The 2,629-nt window shown below is 56.0% G+C and carries 2 protein-coding genes; one reads left to right on the forward strand and one right to left on the reverse strand.

Annotated features, from left to right (window positions below):
- The coding region (locus G5358_RS20690; protein WP_421324839.1) for a glutamine synthetase beta-grasp domain-containing protein at positions 1–821 on the reverse strand (821 nt) is incomplete at its 3' end.
- 351 nt (positions 822–1,172) lie between these two features.
- Here G5358_RS20690 and typA point away from each other — a divergent pair.
- Positions 1,173–2,629: translational GTPase TypA (typA, locus tag G5358_RS20695; protein ID WP_421324840.1), on the forward strand; the 1,457-nt coding region annotated here is incomplete at its 3' end.

The following is a 2,629-nucleotide window of genomic DNA, read 5'->3' on the forward strand; positions in this document are numbered from 1 at the left end:
GACTGGTGGCAGTGCATGCCGGAGCCGTTGTCACCGAACATGGGTTTCGGCATGAAGGTGACGGTCTTGTTGTAGGCGTGGGCCACGTTGTGGATCACGTACTTCAGTACCTGTACTTCATCTGCTTTCAGCGTAAGAGTGTTGAAGCGGGTAGCGATCTCGTTCTGACCGGCAGTGGCCACTTCGTGGTGGTGAGCTTCAACGACCTGGCCCATCTCTTCCAGCACCAGACACATGGCGGCACGGATATCCTGGGAGGAGTCGACCGGTGCAACCGGGAAGTAACCGCCTTTCACGAACGGACGGTGACCCTTGTTGCCATGCTCATAGGCAGTGCCGGAGTTCCATGCGGCTTCTTCAGATTCGATTTTCACGAAGCTGTGGCCCATGGTGTTGGAGAAGGTGATGTTGTCGAACATGAAGAATTCCGGCTCCGGCCCGAACAGCACGGTGTCAGCGATGCCGCTGGACTTCAGGAAATCTTCTGCACGCTTGGCGATGGAGCGCGGATCGCGGTCGTAGCCCTGCATGGTGGCAGGCTCCAGTACGTCACAAACGATGTTCAGGGTGGTCTCTTCGGTGAACGGGTCCAGCTTGGCGGAGGCTGCGTCCGGCATCAGTACCATGTCGGATTCGTTGATGCCCTTCCAGCCGCCGATGGAGGAACCATCGAACATCTTGCCGTCTTCGAAGAAATCTTCATCAACCTGGTGAGCAGGGATGGATACATGCTGCTCTTTACCCTTGGTGTCGGTAAAGCGCAGATCAACAAACTTGACTTCGTGTTCCTGGATCAGGGCCAAAACGTTCTGGGCTGACATGCTAAGTAACCTCCGGTGTTAAAACTCTCTGGGTGAATGCGTCGTCGTATTCACACAAGCCAGTATCGTGCCAAGTTTGTGACAGCTTGATTTCAGGGCAATCTCGCTGAAGAGGCTCCCCAAAATCAGGCGATCTCGACTCGCGTTGCATCAATTTAGTGCGATGGTGGATCGTTTTGGTGCACTGTAATGGTGCGCGAAATACGGTCACCGCCCATCTAAGCAGGGTTTGTCAGAGAGGTCTATGATCCAGATCTGTTGTTATGCGCGAATGTACTGCAATTCTGCTAGGCAGATCACAAAGGCAAGAGTACAATTAGCGCCCAATTTTACCCGGTGATTGAGGCGAGAATGTTAGAGAATTTACGCAATATTGCGATTATTGCGCACGTTGACCACGGCAAAACGACTCTGGTTGATAAGCTGCTGCAGCAGTCCGGCACCCTGGACCGCTCCACGGAAGGCCAGGAACGGATCATGGACTCCAATGATCTGGAACGGGAACGTGGCATCACCATTCTCGCCAAGAACACTGCGATCCGCTGGAATGACTACCGCATCAACATCGTTGATACCCCGGGTCACGCCGACTTCGGTGGTGAAGTAGAGCGCGTACTGTCCATGGTTGACTCCGTGCTGCTGCTGGTTGACGCCGTAGACGGCCCGATGCCGCAAACCCGTTTCGTGACCCAGAAAGCGTTCGCTCAGGGTCTGAAGCCGATCGTGGTCATCAACAAGGTTGACCGTCCGGGTGCTCGTCCTGACTGGGTAATGGATCAGGTATTCGACCTGTTCGACAACCTGGGCGCGACTGACGAACAGCTGGATTTCAAAGTTGTTTACGCCTCTGCACTGAACGGTTGGGCCACCATGGATCAGGACGTCGAGTCCGAAAACATGGAGCCGCTGTTCCAGGCCATCGTTGACAACGTTGAAGCGCCGAAGGCTGATGCCGAAGGTGGTTTCCAGATGCAGATCTCCCAGCTGGACTACAACTCCTACGTGGGCGTTATCGGTATCGGCCGTATCACCCGTGGTCGCGTCAAGACCAACCAGCAAGTCACCATCGTTGGTGCTGACGGCAAGACCCGTAATGGTAAAGTCGGTCAGGTGCTGGGTTACCTGGGTCTGTCCCGTACTGAAGTTGCCGACGCGCAAGCGGGTGACATCATCGCTATCACCGGTCTGGGCGAGCTGAAAATCTCCGACACCATCTGTGACAACGGTGCCGTTGAGGCCCTGCCGCCGCTCTCCGTTGACGAGCCGACCGTGAACATGACCTTCCAGGTCAACACTTCACCGTTCGCCGGTAAAGAGGGCAAGTTCGTGACCTCCCGCAACATTCTGGAGCGTCTGAACCAGGAGCTGGTCCACAACGTGGCCCTGCGCGTGGAAGAGACTGATGATCCGGACAAGTTCCGCGTATCCGGTCGTGGTGAACTGCACCTCTCCATCCTGATCGAAAACATGCGTCGCGAAGGTTACGAGCTGGCGGTATCCCGTCCGGAAGTAATCCTGCGTACTGTTGACGGCGAACTGCAAGAACCGTTCGAAACTGTGACTGTGGACGTTGAAGAAGCGCACCAGGGTTCCGTGATGGAGCAGCTGGGTCTGCGTAAAGGCGAAATGACCAACATGACCCCGGATGGCAAGGGTCGTGTCCGCCTGGACTTCATGATCCCGAGCCGTGGCCTGATCGGCTTCCAGACCGAGTTCATGACCATGACCTCCGGTACCGGTCTGCTGTACCACACCTTCGACCACTACGGTCCGCACAAGGGTGGCAGCATCGGTGAGCGTCAGAACGG

The organism is Aeromonas sp. 604176 (assembly GCF_049170755.1).
GTDB classification, from domain to species: Bacteria; Pseudomonadota; Gammaproteobacteria; order Enterobacterales; family Aeromonadaceae; genus Aeromonas; species Aeromonas veronii_A.